Origin of the sequence: Rhodobacter viridis, from assembly GCF_003217355.1 — a bacterium.
Classification (GTDB): domain Bacteria; phylum Pseudomonadota; class Alphaproteobacteria; order Rhodobacterales; family Rhodobacteraceae; genus Rhodobacter; species Rhodobacter viridis.
The window spans coordinates 34593-50625 of record NZ_QJTK01000014.1 but is presented as its reverse complement, the minus strand read 5'-3'; the positions used below and the strand labels follow the sequence as shown (position 1 = coordinate 50625).

Below are 16033 nucleotides of genomic sequence, written 5' to 3'. Positions count from 1 at the left end.
GGCAAAGGCGGCACATCCTGCGGTTGCGACGCAACGGAATTTGCGGCGTTGACGGGGGGAGGGGGGCTTGGCAAGACGGGGAAAAGGAGAGCGCCATGAGCACAGCCACCCAAGCCACCCGCGCGCTCGAGGCCGCGAAGGTCGGTTTCGAGCGGATCGAATATGAGTACGTTGCCGGGCAGGACAAGATCGGCCTGCATGCGGCTGCGGCGATCGGCGCCGATCCCGCCGAGGTGCTCAAGACGCTGATGGTCGAGGTCGATGGCAAGCCTGCCTGTGCGGTGATCCCGTCGGATTGCACATTGTCCATGAAGAAGGTGGCGGTGGCTTTCGGGGCCAAGACGGCGGCGATGATGCCGCCCGACAAGGCCGAGCGGCTGACCGGCTTTCACACCGGGGGGATTTCGCCGTTCGGGCAGAAGAAGCGGGTACCGGTGGCGTTCGAGGCGACGGCGCTGGGCGTGGAGCGGATCGTCGTGAACGGCGGCAAGCGGGGCTTGATGGTGCGGCTCGCGCCTGCCGATGCGCTGGCGGTGTCGGGCGGCGTGGCGAAGGGGCTGGTGGCCGAGGGGTGAGAGGCGTCTGGCCAAGGCCATTGCCTTGGCCATGCGGGACATCGGCCCAGTGACCGCCGGGGGCCCAAAGGCCCTCGGCCAGCGCCCGCCCCGCCCATGGCGGGCGCTTCTCGCCCGCCGGGTCGGGCGCCGGCCTCTGCTGTGCTTGGGGAAACGGTCCTGGGACGACCGGATCGCAGCGGGCGGGGAAAGGCCGTGCCTTTCCTTTTCCGCCCGAAATCGGGCAGTCCCTCAATGAAAATCCCGGCTTGGGAACAGTTTCTTCGCCTGCTCGCGCGGATGCCGTGCCCCGGCCTGCGCCCTTGGCCGCGGCGCGTCGTCGGCCTGCGGCTGGGTCAGCCCCACCACGCTGTCGAGCGGATGGCCCAAGGCCGCAAGATGGCCCGAAAGATCGGTGATCTCGTCCGCGATCAGATGCACCACGATCCCCTCGCGCTGCAACCGCCCGGTGACGCGCAAAAGCCGCCCGCCGATCACCGCGCGGCGGAATTGCGCATAGATCTTCGGCCAGACGATCACGTTCGACACCCCCGTCTCATCCTCCAAAGTCAGGAAAATCACCCCCGAGGCCGTGCCGGGGCGTTGGCGCGTGATCACCAGACCGCAGACCGAGGTCCGGGCGATCGGCGCGCTGCCAAGACTGGCATGCGGCGTCAGCCCGGCAATCATCGGGCGCAACAGCTCCATCGGATGGGCGCGCAAGGACAGCCGCAGCGACAGGTAATCCTCCACCACCTCCTCGCCCAGATGCATCATCGGCAGGGTGGGCGGGGCTTCCACGATCCCCTCGCCATCAAGCGGGTCCGAGAACAGCGGCAAGGGCCGCGGCGCGCGGATCGCCCGGACCTGCCACAAAGCATCGCGCCGGGTCAGGCCCATGCCCGCAAAAGCATCGGCCTCGGCCAGCCGTTCGAGCGTCGCGGCGCCCACCCCCGCCCGCAGCCAGAGCGCCTGCGGATCGGGATACCCATTGCCGCGTGCCGCGACGATCCAGCCCGCGTCGTCTTCGCGCAACCCCTTCACCTGCCGGAAGCCGAGCCGCAGCGCGAAGCGCCCATCGGTGCGGCGTTCGAGCGTGTTGTCCCAGTCCGAGGCATTGACCGAGACGGGCCGCACCTCGATCCCATGCTCGCGCGCATCGCGCACGATCTGCGCCGGGGCGTAAAAGCCCATCGGCTGGGCATTCAAAAGCGCGCAGGCGAAATGCGCCGGGTAATGGCATTTGAGCCAGGAGGACACATAGGTCAGCATCGCGAAAGCCGCGGCATGGCTTTCGGGGAAACCATATTCGGCAAAGCCCTCGATCTGCGCGAAACTGGCCTCGGCAAAGGTCTGTTCGTAGCCGCGGTCCAGCATCCCGGCGATGAAGCGGTCGCGGAAGGTCGCGATCGTGCCCATGCGCCGGAAGGTGGCGATCGAGCGGCGCAGGCGGTCGGCTTCCTCGGGGGAAAAGCCCGCGCCGACGACGGCGATCTGCATCGCCTGCTCCTGGAAAAGCGGCACGCCAAGGGTCTTGCCCAGAACGCCTTCCAGATCTTTTGACGGGAAGCTGACCGCCTCGCGGCCCTGACGGCGGGCGATATAGGGATGGACCATGCCGCCCTGAATCGGGCCGGGGCGGACGATGGCGACCTCGATCACCAGATCGTAAAAGGTGCGCGGGCGCATCCGCGGCAGGAAATTCATCTGCGCCCGGCTTTCGACCTGAAAGACGCCGATGGCATCGGCGCGGGACAGCATCGCATAGGTGGGCGCATCTTCCTGCGGCACGGTGCCCAGCGTCAGGCTGGGCCCGCCGGTCTTTTCAAGCAGGGCAAAGGCCTTGCGCAGGCAGGTCAGCATGCCAAGGCTGAGGATGTCGACCTTGAGAATGCCCAAGGTGTCGATGTCGTCCTTGTCCCATTCGATCACCGTGCGCCCCTCCATCGCGGCATTCTCGATCGGGCAAAGCGCGTCGAGCCGACCGCGGGTGATGACGAAGCCGCCGACATGTTGCGACAGATGGCGCGGAAAGCCGATGATCTCGCCGATCAGGCGGATGGTTTGCGCCAGACGGCGGTTCTCCGGATCAAGGCCCAATTCGCGCAGCCGGGCGGGGTCGGCGCCTTTGGAGGAACTGCCCCAGATCTGCCCGGTCAGCGCCGCGGTGGTGTCGGCGGACAGGCCCATGACCTTGCCCACCTCGCGGATCGCGGCGCGGGTGCGGAAGTGGATCACCGTCGCGCAAAGCCCGGCGCGGTCGCGGCCGTAGGTGTCGTAGATATGCTGGATCACCTCTTCGCGGCGTTCGTGTTCGAAATCCACGTCGATATCGGGCGGCTCGCCGCGGTGTTTCGAGATGAAGCGCTCGAAGACCATGGAAATCTGGTCGGGGCGGACATCGGTGATGCCGAGCGCCCAGCACAGGATGGAATTCGCCGCCGAGCCGCGGCCCTGACACAGGATGTTGCGCGCGCGGGCGAAGGCGACGATGTCGTGGACCGTCAGGAAATAGGCGGCAAAGCCCAAGTCGGCGACAAGGGCGAGTTCCTTCTCCGCCAAGGCGCGGAAGCGGTCGGGGATGCCGTCCGGGCAACGGCGCGCAAGGCCCTCCCAGGTCAGGCGGGTCAGGCGGTCCTGTGGCGCCTCGGGGCCGAGGCTTGCGGGGTAGTCGTAGCTGAGATCGGACAGGTCGAACTGGATGCGCGCGGCGATGTCGAGCGTGCGGCGGATCGCGGCCGGATGGTCGGCGAAAAGCCGCGCCATTTCGGCGCCGGATTTCAGGCGGCGTTCGGCATTCGGCAGGGCCTTGGTGCCGATGCGGTCGATGGTCAGCCCTTCGCGCAGGCAGGTGAGCACATCGGCGAGTTGGCGCCTTGCCGCGCGGTGCATCAGCACGTCCCCCACCGCGACCATCGGCGCCGAGGTGGCAAGAGCCAGCGCCGAGAGGGCGGCGAAATGGGCGCGGTCGGAGCCGTCATAACGCGGTGCGGCGCCCAGAAAGACATGGCCGGGGAAGCGCCGCGCCATCTCGGTCAGCTCATGGGCGATCTTCGGCGACAGGGGCGCTTGCGGCAGGGCGATCAGGATCAGGCCGCGGCCCTCTGCGTGCAGATCGGCAAGGTCGAGGTGGCAATCGCCCTTCGGGGCGCGGCGTTTGCCGAGCGTGAGCAGTTGGCTGAGCCGTTCATAGGCGGCGCGGTCGGTGGGGAGCGCGATCCAGTCGCAGAGCGCGTCGCGCAGGATCAGCCGGGCGCCGGTGATGAGCCGCGGCAAGGCGTCGGCCTTGGGGCGGGGGAGGGTGGTTTCGGTGCTGAGGCGGGCCGAGGTGTCGGTCACGGTGGCGCTGCGGATGGGCACGTCGTTGCGGGCGCGTCTGAGTTCCTTCAGCGCCGCGAAGGCCCGCACGACGCCCGCAAGCGAATTGCGGTCGGTGATGGCCAGTGCGGTCAGGCCCAGATCGGCGGCACGGGTGACCAGTTCCTCGGGGTGGGAAGCGCCGGTCAGAAAGCTGAAGTTCGAGGTGATGCAGAGTTCTGCATAGGCGGGCTGCGCTGCGGGCCCCGAAAGGGGGGCGCTGCCCCCCTCACCCCCCGAGGTATTTTCGGCAAGATGAAAAGGGGAGGGGGGTGCGGGAGGGGGTCTTGATCCTGCCTTTGCTGGCCCCTGCGACGCGCAGGGGCGTTCGCCGGGGACCCCCTCCACCGGAGGGGTTCGATTTCCCGGCTCACTCACGCGAATTCGCCTTCGGCGAACCAGCCGGGGGCCTCGGGCGTGAAGAAAAGCCAGAGCCGCGGGCCAGTGGTGGTGTCGATGCGCCAGTAGTCGCGCAGGCCGCCGCGCCAGCTTTCCTCGCCCAGCCACCATTCGGGCGCGATGCGTTCGGGGCCCGTTGCGCGGGCGGTGGTGAAGGCGCGGCGGCGCCAGCGGAAGTTGCGTGGCGGTGCCGGGCGGGCGGGGGCGGCGACGGGTTCGGGCGCAAAGAGCGTCACCGGGCGGGGGCGGGCCACGGCCCAGCCGGTGCGCGGGGCTGGCGGCACGAGGGCGGCGGGGGCGATCAGGAAGCTGCGCGCGGGGATGTGGCTTTCGGCGGGGAGCGCACGGCGGATGTTCTCCAGCCCGATGCGGGTGCCAAGCCGGGTGATCAGATCGTCAAGCGCGCCCTCGGGCGGGGTGGTGCCCGCGGCGCGGGTGGCGAGCTGCGTGGCGGGCAGGGGCTCGACCCCGGTTGCGGCGAGACGCAGCTGGTCGATGCCGAACCCCGCATCCGCAGCCTCGATGCCGCGCAGGAACAGGGGCAGGATCCGGCGCGGATCGCGCAGGGGCGCGGCGAGGCGCAGCGCGACCTGATGCTCGGCGGCATCGACCCGGCGCAGCGTGAGCGTCAGGTGCCGCGCCCCGGCCTCGGCCGCGGCGAGCCGGTCGCACAGGGGGCGCAGCAGCCGGTCCGCCCCGGCCATCACATCTTCGACCCGGCCGATCGGTTCGGGCAGGGTCAGGCGCAGCGCGAAGCGGGGCGGTTCGGGCAGGGGGGCCAGCGCCTCGGGCAAAAGCCCCAGCGCGCGGTCGAGCGCGAGACCGACCTCGGGGCCGAAGCGGCGGCCAAGGGCGGCGCGGGGCAGGGCGAGCAGGTCGGAAATCTGCCGCAGGCCGAGCCGTTGCAGCGGGATCGTGGTGGCGGGCGGCAGGCGCAGCGCGGTGACGGGCAGCGGCGCCAGCGCCGCGCGGGTGGCACCGGGGGCGGCGACGCCCTCGCCGCTATGCGCCAAGGCCCAGGCGGCTCCGGGCGTGTCGGCCAGTCCCAGTCGGGCACCAAGCCCGGCCCGCGAGAGCGCGCGGCGCAGCTCCGTCAGCCAGTCGGCCTCGCCCCCCCACAGATGCGCGACGCCGGTCAGATCCAGCAAAAGCCCGTCGGGACCGTCGAGCGCCACGCGCGGGCTGAACCGGCCGAGCCAGCGCGCCAGACCGCGCAGGAAACGTGCATCCCCCGCCGGATCGGCCGGGTGGACGACAAGCCCCGGGCATAGCGCCCGCGCCTCGGCCAGAGCCATGCCGCGCGCCAGCCCCTGCGCCTCGGCGGCGGCGGTCAGATCGTGCAGACGTTCGGCAGGGCCGCTGCGCAGGGCCAGCGCAAAGGGCCCCTCAACCGGGCGCGCCCGCAGGGCCCGGTCCACCGCCAGACGCGGCAACCACAGCGATACGATGCGTTTCGTCATCCCAGCGCAGGTCCCAAGAGTCGATTGTTCCCGATTTGTTCTTTGTAAGAGACCAGCGCCACAGAGTCGAGTCTTCGGGGGAAAGCAGGGGCGCGCAGTGCCAGCGGGTTTCCGCGGCGGGCGAGCCCAGACCCTCGGAAATCAACGCCAGACCAAGGCTTTGCCCCGCCTCGGCCGCCAGTTGCAGCCGCCGCCCGGCGGTCAGGGTCAGGGGTTTCGTCACCTCGAAGATCACCGCCGCCACCGCGCCCGAGCGCAGCGCCTCCTCCGCCACGGCCAGAACTTCGGTCGGATTCGGCGCGGCGGCGAAGAGCAGCGCCGAGGGATCGCAGAATCGGGCAAGGCCGGGCGGATGCAGCGGATCAAGGCCGCGCGGCGGGCGCACCCAAAGCACCGGAGCGTCCAAAACCCCGGCGAGAACAGCGGCAAAGACCTGGGCGCCGGGGCCCTGCACCTCGTGGGTGCGGCCGCGGCGGGGCGGAAAGGCGGCGGCAAAGCCGGTGGGGGATGGCTCGGTCATGGGCCAAGAATAGCGCGGGGCGGCGGCGGGGGCGAGTCCGTGTGGCGGCAAAGTCGCGTCCCGCAGATACCGCGACAGGGCCGCATTTTCGCCGGGATCGGGCGCGAAGGCGTGGTTAATGTGACCCTACCGAAACGTCTTCGACCGACAGGAAACCATGCCGCGCCTGATTTCGCTCGTTCTGGCCCTTTGCGGCCTTCTGGCCCTTCCCGCGACCGTTCAGGCGGAAAGCCCGGCCTCACGGGCGCTGGGCTTTGGGCATTTCCTGAACAACGACCTGCTGGGCGATGGCAAGGACCGCTGGCAGACCGGATCTTACGCGATGTCCTGGCTGCGCGGCCCGGGGTGGAATGGCACGTTGCCCGGGCGTCCCTTCGAGATCCTCGAATACCGGCTGAGCGGCGCGGTGATCGCGCCGTCGCGGCTGCAAAGCCTGCACGGCGATCGGCGCTATGTCGGCAAGGCGAGCTATGCGATCCACACGCCCTTTGCCCCCACCGCCACGACCGAGGCGGATCTGGGCTTCGGTCTGGTCTGGACCGGCCCGGCGAACGGGATTTCCGAGTTGCAGGGCGATCTGCACGACTGGCTGAACCAGCCCAGCCCCCGCGCCGCCGACAGCCAGCTGCCCAACCATCTTTATCCGGTGATCAGCGGCGAAATCGCGCGGCCCGTGGCCCTGGGGCGGGCCGAGGTGCGCCCCTTTGCCGAAGCCCGGGCCGGGGATGAAAGCCTGCTGCGCGTCGGTGCCGATCTGGCCTTTGGCGAGCGCGAGACCGGGGCGCTGTGGCTGCGCGACGAGGTGACCGGGCAGCGCTATGTCGGCATTTCCGGCACCGGGGGCGAGGGCACGTCGTTCGTCGTCGGGGCCGATATCGCGCATGTCGTCGACAGCGCCTATCTGCCGGGGGGCTGGGATGTCCAGCCCGAGCCGACCCGCACCCGTCTGCGCGCGGGCCTTTCCACGCGGCTTGGTCGGGTGGGGGTCTTTTACGGCGTCACCTGGCTCTCGCGCGAGTTCGTCGGTCAGCCCGAGGGGCAATTTGTCGGCTCGATCCGGTTGCGGATGAAATTCTGAAAAATTCAGCCTGAAGTTGTCTTTTTCTTGATCTGGATCAAAGGGGATTCACAAGCCGAATCACCCGTGTTAGGTTTGCCTTAATCAAGGACCGAAGGGTCCATACTTCGAGGCAGGACATACAGGCAATGAAGCCGGGCTATCTGGGCACCTTCGTCATATCGTGGGTCCAGACAGAGATCGATGGCGCTTTCGGCGCTCCGGTCTCAAGCCTTTCCACCGGGGCGTGTTGGCGCTGGACCGGTGACGCGGTCCGGGTCGATGGGCCAAGCGACGTTCTGATCCTGAGCGGGGCCGAGGGCAGCGAGGCGCTGCGCCAGCGCGCGGCGCGGGTGGTGCGCCGACTTCTGGGCGTGGCGGTCGACGGCGGTGGCAGTGCCGCCTTTCGCGCCGCGGCAGATCTGCCCGACCTTCCGGATCAAAGCTTTACCGTGACCGACGGCATCGCCTCCTATGTCATCACGCTGGTCGAACTGCCCGAAGCGCGGGCGCGTCTGTTGATGTTTGCAGGCCGCATGCCCCCGCGCGACACCGATCTGTGGCTGGTCGAAAGCAACGTCGATCTGCGCCCCGAGAGCCAGCGCTTGCCCGAACCCGGGGTCATCTGTTTCACGCCGGGCACGCTGATCGACACGCCGCGCGGGCCGCGCCCGGTCGAGGCGCTGCGGCCCGGCGACCGGGTCTGGACCCGCGACGAGGGCGCGCAGGAGCTGCTTTGGATCGGCTCGCGGCGGATGAGCGGGGCCCGGCTTTATGCGCTGCCACATTTGCGTCCGGTGCGGTTGCGGGCGGGGGCGTTCGGGTTTCTGCAATCAGGAGGCGAGTTGCGCGTTTCGCCGCAGCATCGGCTTTTGGTGACGGGCCGCGCCGCGCGGGCGCTGTTCAACGAGCCCGAGGTGCTGGTTCAGGCAATCGATCTGGTGAATGGCACGTCCGTCCGGGTCGAGACGACCCTGCCCGAGGTCACCTATCTGCATCTGCTGTTCGAGCGCCATCAGGTGCTGCGCGCGAACGGGGTCGAGACCGAAAGCTTCCACCCCGCCGCGACCGAGATCGAGGGCATCGCCGAGGATCAGCGGCGGGCGCTGCTGCGGCTTCTGCCCGGGATTGACGCCGATCCGATGCGCTACGGGCCGTTCGCGCGGCGCATTCTGAGCGCCTCGGAAGCGGCGATCCTGCGCCACGATCTGGCGGCTTAACGCTCGGTCAGCTTCAACTCGATCCGGCGGTTTTGCGCCCGCGCTTCGGCGCTGTTGCCCACGGCCACCGGGCGGAATTCGCCAAAGCCCGCCGCCGCCAGCCGTTTCGGCGCGAAGCCCTGCGCGTCGATCAGATATTTCACCACCGAGAGCGCCCGGGCCTGCGACAGCTGCCAGTTGTCCTTGAACGCGCCCTGACCCGAGAGCGGCGTGTCATCGGTGAAACCGTCCACCTCCAGCACCCAGTCGATCTCGGGCGGGATCTCGGCGGCCAGCTCGCGGAAGGTCTCGGCCACGCGCGAAATCTGCGCCTGCCCCTCGGGCGAAAGATCGGCCGAGCCCAGCTCGAAAAGCACTTCGGAGGAAAAGACGAAGCGATCGCCGACGACCCGCACCCCCGCGCGCCCGTCCAGCAGTTGCGACATCCGACCGAAGAATTCGGAGCGATACCGGGCCAGATCCTTCGCCTCGGCCTCGGCCTTCTTGCGGGCCTCTTCCTCCAGCGCGGCGCGGCGTTTCTGTTCCGCCGCCACTTGCGCCAAGGCCGAATTGAGCTGGCTTCCCAGCGCCTCGACCTGCACCTTGGCGTCGGCATCCTTGGCCTTGGCCGCATCCAGAACCGCCTGCAGATCCGCCAGTTGCGTGCGCAAAGCCGCCACCTGCTGGTTGAGCAGCGCCACCTGTTCCGCCTTGCGATCGCCTTCGGCCCGCGTCTCGGTCAGGGTCTTTTCCGCCACGGCCTTCAGCGCCGCCTGTTTTTCGGCCTCGCTCAGCTGCACATCGAGCTTGCCCTGCAGATCCTTCTTTGCCGCCTCGGCCGCGGCCAGAAGCGTCAGGGTTTCCTCGGCCTTTTTGCGCGCTTCCTCAAGCTGCAACCGGGCCGCCGCCAAGGCCTCGTCCGAGGTCTTCAGATTGCCCTGCAGGCTGGAAATCGTCGCCTCCTGCGCCGCCTTGTCGGCCAGAAGCCCCGCCACCTGCGCCTCGAAGGCGGTGATCCGCGCGCCCGCGGCATCCAGCCGTCCGGTCAGGGTCTCGGTCTTCGCCTGTTCCAGCGACAGCGCCTGCGCCAGCCCGGCGACCTGCGCCGACAGTGCGTCCAGCTCGTGGTCCTTCGTCGTGATCGTGTCGCGCAGCATCGACTGCACCATCATGAAGATCGACAGCACGAAGATCAGCACCATCAGCAGGGCGCCCATCGCATCGACGAAGCCCGGCCAGACGTTGGTGGTGGTGAAGCGCTGCCCGCGACGGCCCGAGAGCGCCATCTCAGCCCTCCCCGCCGCGGGCGCGGGCCATGATCGCGCGCGTCAGCGCCGCGAAATCGTTGCGCAGATCGGCCATGCTTTCCTGCCGTCCGGCGGACATTTCTTCCAGCATCCGCGACATCTGCATGTCGATCGAGCGCAGCCGCATCCGCATTTCGGCATCGACATCCAGATCGGCGTCGCGTTCTGCCGCGGCCTGTGCGGCCATCCGGTCGAGCGCCGCGATCAGCCGTTCCTGTCCCTCGGCCATGCGCGAGAGCGCCAGCGCCTGCGCCGCCCGTGCGTCGAGTTCGGCGCCGAGTTTGAGCGACAGATCGCCAAACCCTTGTGTCAGCTGCGCGAGCCGCGTCTCGGTCTGCCCGCGGGCCTGTTCGGCCCGGATGAAGAGCGTCTGCAACGCATCCATCTGCTCGGCCATGTGGTCAAGCACCCCGGCCACGGCCGAAGCCTCGCCCGCACCTTCGACCTCGGCCGCGGCAAAGGAAAGCCGGGTGATCGAGGAAATCCAGTCCTCCAGCTCGCCATAGAAGCGGTTCTGCCCATGCGTGGCGAAAAGTTCGAGAAGTCCGACGACCAGCGATCCGGCAAGACCGAGCAGCGACGAGGAAAAGGCCGTGCCCATGCCGCCCAGCTGGCCCTCAAGCCCCGACATCAGCCGCGAAAAGACGGCGGTGGCCGCTTCGCCCTCTTGCGGGGCAAGGGCGCGGATCGTGTCGACGACGCCCGGGACGGTGGTGGCAAGGCCGTAGAAGGTGCCAAGCAGGCCAAGGAAGATCAGCAGGTTCGAGAGATAGCGGGTGATGTCGCGGGCCTCGTCGATCCGCGCGGCCACCGATTCAAGGATCGAGCGGGCGGCGGTCGTGGCGATGGTGCGGCTCGCGCCACCGCGGCCCAGAAGGGCCGCCAAGGGCACCAGCATCTGCGGCGGGCGATACATCGGCCGGCCGGGGCGGTCGGCGGCGAAGCTTTCGATCCAGCTGACCGCTTTCACCAGCTGCACCACCTGCCAGAAACAGCCCAGAACGCCGAGCACGAAGACCCCGCCAATGAGCCCATTCAGCAGCGGATTGGTCTGGAAGATCGGGTAGATGCGGGCATAGGCCAGAAACCCTCCCGCGCCGACAAGCGCCAGCACGACCAGCATCGAGACGATCTGTCGGACGGGTTGCGAAAACTGCGGGGCTTGGACCCGGACCGGTGCGCGCATGTTCTGCCTCTCTGCTCGTTGCTGCGAGGATATGCCGCGTTGGCCCCCCTGCCAAGCCTCAAGCCAGAAGCGCACGCACCCGTGCAGCCAGCGCTTCCAGATCGGGATCGGCCAGTCCCAGATCGGTCAGATGCGCGGCGGTGTTGAACAGGTAATCGCGGTTCGGCCCGCGCGCGCCCACGGCATGGGCGATGGTCCGCGCCTGAGTCTCGAAATCGAGGGCGCAATATTGCGGTCCGGCGCGGTCGATGACGTAGGTGATCGCGGTGACCTGCCGCCCGTCGGCAAGCGTCACCGGCAGCCTGCGTTCCAGATAGGCGTCGGACACCAGTTCGCGGGCGCGGATCTCGGCCAGAACGCGGTCCGCCTCGGCCTCGGCCACGCGCAGGGCAAGGCCCTTGCACTGCGCGCCCTCGGCCGCGTCGAGCGCCAGCACCAGACCCGGCGCCTCGGGCGTGCCGCGGAAATGGATCGAATGCATGCAGAAGCTGCGGTGCCAGCCGTCGAGCCGCGCCGCAGCCGTCTCGGCCGGGGCGAAACCCGGGTCCCAGATCAGCGATCCGTAGCCGAAAATCCAAAGCGCCTCGGGCATGGCTGGCCCTCCTTTCGGACGGGGGATAAAAGGAAGGTCGGGGTTTGGGAAGGGGCTGCGATGCGGGGGCGGGTTTGGGCTGTGGTTCTGGCAGGTGGGCTGGGGCTGGTCGACTGGGGCGCGGGGCAGGGGATGGCGCTTTGGCTGCGCGGGGCGCTGGACGGGTCCGATGCCGCGGGGGCGGCGCAAGTGACGGCGACCGGCTTTCCGGCCCGGATCGGCGTGCAACTGGACGCGCCCTGGGGGGCGAATGCGGGTATGCGGGTCGTGGCGCTCGAGCGGGCGACGATCACCGCGCCGGTCTGGAACCCGCTGGCCTGGACGCTCGATCTGCCCTTGCCGCAACGGGTCGAGGTGCAGGGCCTGCCCTTCGCCCTGACGGGCACGGCGGCGGCGCTGACGGTTGCGGCCGCCCCGGCGCCCGATCTGCCGCTGGCCGGGGTGACGCTGCGGATGCAGGCCCCGGCGCTGCAGCTGGAGGCGGCCAAGGCCCCCTCGCTCGCCGCCGAAAGTGTCGATCTGGCGCTGCGACCGACGGAGGACCCGCAGACTTACACGCTCGCGGGCGCGATCGTCGGGGCTGCGCTGCCGCCCGGTCTGGCCGCGAGCCTCAGCCGTCAGGCCGGGCTGGAGCGGCCTCTGCCGGATCTGTTGGAGCAAGTTTCGCTCGACGCGGGGGTGGGACTTGCGCAGCCTCTGGTGCTGCTGTCCCCCGCGCCGGTGGCCGTGAGCGCGCTTGATCTGCGCCGGGCCGAGCTGGTCTGGGGCGGGCATCGGATCAGCGTTTCCGGCCATCTGACGGTTGACGCCGAGGGCACGCCCGAGGGCACGCTGACGATCGCGCTCAGCGATTTTCCGGTCTGGCTCGATCTCGGTCTGGCCGCGGGGCTGGTTCCGCCCGAGCGCAAGGCGATGCTGGCGGCGATGGGCGACTATCTGTCGAAGCAAAGCCCCGACGGGTCGGTGCAACTGCCGCTCAGCTTTGCCAACGGCCGGATGAGCCTTGCCGCGCTGCCGCTTGGCCCCGCGCCGCGACTGCGTTAACGGCAGTAGGTGCCCGAGCGGTAGTGGATCGTGTCCACATGGATGTGGTTCTGGTGGTAGCGGTCGGCCCTGGGCCCCAGCACCGTGCCGAAAAGCCCACAGGCCGAGGCGTGAATCGACTTGAACAGCCGCGGCTGGCTTCTCCAGCCCTTGAGCACGTCAAGGCTCTGGCCGTTGCGCAGCACCAGCCCCATCAGGTCGATCGCCTTGCCATGGCCGTGCTCTGACAGTTTCGCCCCGCGCACGCCATTGCGCGGACGGCAGACATAGCCCGGCCCGACATCGAGTTTCGCGATGCCGCCGCCCTTGCCGCCCACCGCCGGAACGATGCCGCGATCGACCCAGCGCTTGAAGCTGGTGGCGGTCTGGCAATCGACGGTCATCGGCTGTGTCAGCTTGATGCCCGAGACCGAGGTGATCCGCACCGGTTCGGCGATGCCGCAGCCCGAGCCGCGTCCGCCATTGCCGATCGGCGGCACTTCCTGCCCGATCAGGCCGGGCACGCCGCAGACCGAGCCGCGCAGGCTCTGCTCGGGGGCGGGGGCCGTGGCCTGAACCTCGGGTTTGGGCACGTTGCGCTTGCGCGATCCGAACAGCCGCGACAGCACCCCGCCCGGCGGCGGTTTCTGCGCCACGGGCTCGACCGGTTCCTCGGGCACGATCGGAACGATCGGTTGCGCGGCGGCTTCCTCGCTTTCGGCGGGGCGTTGAATTTCAAGCGCCTCGGGGCGCGGTTTCGGACGGTAGCCCGCCAGCCGCGGGTCCGCCTTGGGGGCGGGACCGGGGGCGGCCTCCGTGGGCGGCAGCGTCACCAGCCCCTCGGGGCGGGGTTTCGGATGCGCCTTGGCCAGACGCGGATCGGCGGGGGGCGGCAGGCTGTCTGTCGGCGCGCTGGCCGCGATCGATGCGGGGCGCGGATGCGGGCGAAAGCCTGCCAGAGCCGGATCGGAGGTGGGGGCCGTTTCGGCCGCGCGCGCCTCGGGCGTGCCGATCGGCGATTGCCCGGAGCTTGTGGGCAAAGCGACCCCGCCCGGTGTCGCCTTTGGCGCTTCGGGCTGCGGTGTCGTCGTCGCGGCCGATTTTGGGCGGGGCAGGGGCAGCGGAGAGCTTTTCAGGCTTTCGGCGGGAACGGGTCCAGACGCCAGCGCCAAGATCAGCGCCAGCGCAAGGCTCCGTGTCGCGCGCATCAGCGTGTCTCCGCCTTGGGGGGCGGCACGCGGCCGAAGTCGGGGGCGGCGGTGTCCTGACCGGCCTCGATGATGCCGCGGCGGATCGCGCGGGTCTCGGTGAAATAGTCAAACAGCATCTGCCCGTCACCCATGCGGATGGCGCGTTGCAGCATGAACAGTTCCTCGGTGAAGCGGCCCAGAATATCGAGCGTCGCTTCCTTGTTGGTCAGGAACACGTCGCGCCACATCGTCGGGTCCGAGGCCGCGATCCGGGTGAAATCGCGAAAGCCCGAGGCGGAATATTTGATCACCTCTTCCTGCGTCACCCGGCGCAGGTGGTCGGCCACACCCACCATCGTATAGGCGATCAGGTGCGGCGTATGCGAGACGACGGCCAGCACCAGATCGTGCCGGGCCACCTCCATCTCGTCGACATTGGCGCCAAGCGCGGTCAGGAAGGCTTTCAGCCGGGCCACGGCGGCCGGGTCGTTGCCCTCGAGCGGCGTCAGCAGCCACCAGCGGTTGACAAAAAGCGTCGCAAAGCCCGAGCGCGGCCCGGAATGTTCGGTGCCCGCCAGCGGGTGGCCGGGAATGAACTGCGCATGCTCGGGCATGTGCGGCGCCACGGCTTCGACCACTGCCTGCTTGACCGAGCCGACATCGGTCACGGTGGCCCCCGGCGCCAGATGCGGCGCGATCTCGGCGGCAATTGCCGCCATCGCGCCGACCGGCACGCAAAGCACCACCAGATCGGCGCCCTCGACCGCTTCGGCAGCGGTGTCGAAAACCCGGTCGCAGATGCCGATTTCCAGCGCCGTCGCCCGGGTCTCGGCCGATTTCGCATGGCCGATGATCTCGCCCGCCAGACCCTTTTCGCGCATCGCATGCGCCATCGAGGAGGCAATCAGCCCCAGCCCGATCAGGGCGACGCGCTTGTAGTGTGTCATGCCGAGGCGCCCGCCTTGAACAGGCCGATCATATGCGCCACGCGCCGGCATGAGGGCTCGTCACCCACGGTGATGCGCAGGCAATGCGGCAGGCCATAGCTGGCCACGCGTCGCACGATCAGCCCGTCCTTTTTCAGGAAGTCGTCGCAGGCCTCGGCCTCGGCTTCCGAGCCGAACCGCGCCAGCACGAAATTCGCCATCGACGTGTCATTCGGCACGCCGCGCTCGGCCAGAGCTCCCGACAGCCAATGCCGCAGCCGGGCGTTTTCCGACCGCGACTGGGAAACCCAATCCTGATCGCGCACCGCCGCCTCGGCCGTTTCCAGCTGCGAAGTCGACAGGTTGAACGGATCGCGGATGCGGTTCAGCACATCGATGATGTCCTTCGGGCCGTAACCCCAGCCGATGCGCAGCCCGCCCAGACCGTAGATCTTGGAAAAGGTGCGCGTCATCATCACGTTGGGCAGCCGCGAGGCCAGTTCGGCACCGCCGTCATAGCCCTCGACATATTCCGCATAGGCGCTGTCGATGATCAGCATCGCCTGTTTCGGAATCCCCATCGCAAGCCGTTCAAGTTCCGCCAGCCCGACCATCGTGCCGGTCGGGTTGTTCGGGTTGGCGATGAAGACGAGCTTCGTCTTCTTGCCGCACGCCTTCAGGATCGCATCCACATCCAGCGTGCGTTCGCGCTCGGGCACCGAGACCGGCGTCGCCCCCGCACCCAGCGCGGCGATGCGATACATCAGGAACCCGTGTTCGCTGTGCACCACCTCGTCCTTCGGCCCGGCATAGGCGTTGACGATCATGCGGATGATTTCATCCGAACCGACGCCGCAGATGATGCGCGACGGATCAAGCCCGTGCACATCGCCGATCGCCTGACGCAGGGCGGCGTGATCGGTCGAGGGATAGCGGTGCAGCTTGTGCACCGTGCGCGAGAACGCCTCCTTGGCGCGGTCCGAGGCGCCATGCGGGTTCTCGTTCGAGCTGAGCTTGATCGCATCGCTGACGCCGGCCACATGCGAGGCGCCACCTTCGTAAAGGGCGATGTCGAGGATGCCGGGCTGGGGGCGGATCGGGTCTGTCATGCTGAGGTCCTTGTCCTGGATGCCTCAATAGCCGGGGGAAAGCCGCATGGGAAGCGCTGTTTCGGCCCGAAATCGGCGTGACTGCGGCAGTGATGCCGTCAGACCGCAACCTGCAGATCAAATTTTAGGAAATTTTTAGAACATCCGCCCCATA

Annotated in this window: 13 protein-coding genes; 4 read left to right on the top strand and 9 right to left on the bottom strand. The window is 68.9% G+C overall.

Going from position 1 to position 16033, the window contains the following annotated elements; all coding sequences use genetic code 11:
* The first annotated feature begins 95 nt into the window (after positions 1-95).
* Positions 96-575 (top strand): Cys-tRNA(Pro) deacylase, encoded by a 480-nt coding sequence (gene ybaK / locus C8J30_RS14950; RefSeq protein ID WP_110806644.1) that lies wholly within the window; start codon positions 96-98, stop codon positions 573-575.
* A gap of 231 nt (positions 576-806) precedes the next feature.
* Here ybaK and C8J30_RS14945 read toward each other — a convergent pair whose 3' ends face one another.
* From C8J30_RS14945 to C8J30_RS14935, 3 genes are all read right to left on the bottom strand, one after another.
* Entirely contained in the window at positions 807-4082 is a 3276-nt protein-coding gene (locus C8J30_RS14945; protein ID WP_245909848.1) for an error-prone DNA polymerase, read from the bottom strand.
* Positions 4083-4285: 203 nt separating this feature from the next.
* Positions 4286-5770 carry a Y-family DNA polymerase gene (locus C8J30_RS14940; RefSeq protein WP_110806642.1) on the bottom strand — a complete coding sequence of 495 codons (1485 nt, stop codon included), beginning with the start codon at positions 5768-5770 and terminating at the stop codon, positions 4286-4288.
* Entirely contained in the window at positions 5697-6290 is a 594-nt protein-coding gene (locus C8J30_RS14935; RefSeq protein ID WP_110806641.1) for an ImuA family protein, read from the bottom strand. Before C8J30_RS14935 ends, C8J30_RS14940 begins: the two co-directional genes overlap by 74 nt.
* A 157-nt stretch (positions 6291-6447) precedes the next feature.
* Between C8J30_RS14935 and C8J30_RS14930 the strand changes: the two genes are divergently transcribed.
* Both C8J30_RS14930 and C8J30_RS14925 read left to right on the top strand, forming a co-directional pair.
* The gene (locus C8J30_RS14930; RefSeq protein ID WP_110806640.1) at positions 6448-7368 is read left to right on the top strand and encodes a lipid A-modifier LpxR family protein; all 921 of its coding nucleotides are present in this window, start codon (positions 6448-6450) and stop codon (positions 7366-7368) included.
* Positions 7369-7496: 128 nt separating this feature from the next.
* Positions 7497-8567: a Hint domain-containing protein gene (locus tag C8J30_RS14925; protein WP_110806639.1), complete on the top strand. Its 1071-nt coding sequence runs from the start codon at positions 7497-7499 to the stop codon at positions 8565-8567.
* On the opposite strand, the gene C8J30_RS14920 is transcribed toward C8J30_RS14925, so the two are convergent.
* Genes C8J30_RS14920 through C8J30_RS14910 form a run of 3 tightly spaced genes read right to left on the bottom strand, consistent with a single transcriptional unit; the run spans position 8564 to position 11631 of the window.
* Positions 8564-9832 (bottom strand): peptidoglycan -binding protein, encoded by a 1269-nt coding sequence (locus C8J30_RS14920; protein ID WP_110806638.1) that lies wholly within the window; start codon positions 9830-9832, stop codon positions 8564-8566. The two genes, C8J30_RS14925 and C8J30_RS14920, sit on opposite strands and share 4 nt — an antisense overlap.
* 1 nt (position 9833) lies before the next feature.
* Positions 9834-11039 (bottom strand): biopolymer transporter ExbB, encoded by a 1206-nt coding sequence (locus C8J30_RS14915; protein WP_110806637.1) that lies wholly within the window; start codon positions 11037-11039, stop codon positions 9834-9836.
* 58 nt (positions 11040-11097) lie between these two features.
* Complete coding sequence (locus tag C8J30_RS14910) at positions 11098-11631, bottom strand: gamma-glutamylcyclotransferase (RefSeq protein WP_110806636.1); 534 nt, start codon at positions 11629-11631, stop codon at positions 11098-11100.
* Positions 11632-11691: 60 nt separating this feature from the next.
* On the opposite strand from C8J30_RS14910, the gene C8J30_RS14905 reads away from it, so the two are divergent.
* Complete coding sequence (locus tag C8J30_RS14905; RefSeq protein ID WP_110806635.1) at positions 11692-12675, top strand: DUF2125 domain-containing protein; 984 nt, start codon at positions 11692-11694, stop codon at positions 12673-12675.
* On the opposite strand, the gene C8J30_RS19100 is transcribed toward C8J30_RS14905, so the two are convergent.
* From C8J30_RS19100 to hisC, 3 genes are read right to left on the bottom strand one after another with little or no spacing between them, the layout of a single operon-like run.
* Positions 12672-13862: an extensin family protein gene (locus C8J30_RS19100; RefSeq protein ID WP_245909842.1), complete on the bottom strand. Its 1191-nt coding sequence runs from the start codon at positions 13860-13862 to the stop codon at positions 12672-12674. The genes C8J30_RS14905 and C8J30_RS19100 overlap by 4 nt on opposite strands.
* On the bottom strand, positions 13862-14791 hold the full coding sequence (locus tag C8J30_RS14895) for a prephenate/arogenate dehydrogenase family protein (protein WP_110806634.1): 930 nt from the start codon (positions 14789-14791) through the stop codon (positions 13862-13864). Before C8J30_RS14895 ends, C8J30_RS19100 begins: the two co-directional genes overlap by 1 nt.
* Positions 14788-15879, bottom strand: a complete 1092-nt coding sequence (hisC, locus tag C8J30_RS14890; protein WP_110806633.1) for a histidinol-phosphate transaminase — start codon at positions 15877-15879, stop codon at positions 14788-14790. Before hisC ends, C8J30_RS14895 begins: the two co-directional genes overlap by 4 nt.
* Positions 15880-16033 lie beyond the last annotated feature (154 nt).